This is a genomic window from Streptomyces coffeae (assembly GCF_016741875.1).
In the GTDB taxonomy this organism is placed as follows: domain Bacteria; phylum Actinomycetota; class Actinomycetes; order Streptomycetales; family Streptomycetaceae; genus Streptomyces; species Streptomyces coffeae.
Map to the genome: position 1 here is coordinate 1 of NZ_JAERRF010000180.1, position 592 is coordinate 592.

The following is a 592-nucleotide window of genomic DNA, read 5'->3' on the forward strand; positions in this document are numbered from 1 at the left end:
CGATCCGGTCATGTCGGGAGACCGCTGCGCGCTCGCTGGCTGATCGCGGTTCAGGGACGATCGGGGCTGGTGGTCGTTGTCCGAGGGATCGGTGCGGTCGGTGTTGGTTGTAGTGCTGTGCGTACTCGTTGACGACGAGGTGGAGATGTCGCTGTCCGGTGATCAGGATGCGGTCGGTGGCTTCGCGGCGGCATGATCTGATCCGGCGCTCGGCGATGGCGTTCATCCGGGGCACTTGGGGCAGTGTCGGAAGGACCCGCACGCCGATCGCTTGGAAGATGGCGTCGAAGCTGTCGGTGAAGTATGCGCCGCGGTCCCGGATGAGGTACCTGATTGACTCGGCATGGTCTCCCAGGTCCATGAGGTAGTTCCGTGCTTGCTGGGTAACCCATGGGCCGGTGGGGTGTTGGGTGATGCCGGCGATGTGCACACGGCGGGTGCCGTGCTCGATGAAGAACAGAACGAACCAGCGCCGCAAGAAGACCGTGTCGATATGGAACAGGTCTGTGGCCACGATCGCAGTGGCCTGAGCTTTGAGGAAGGCAGCCCAGGAGCGGTCCGTGCGCTGTGGCGACGGGTCGATCCCGGCCTC

General features: G+C 64.2%; 1 protein-coding gene. It reads right to left on the bottom strand.

The window, feature by feature from the left end; genetic code table 11:
* Positions 1–592 (bottom strand): integrase core domain-containing protein (locus tag JK363_RS41565; protein WP_236076598.1); only part of this gene is annotated, 592 nt, incomplete at both ends.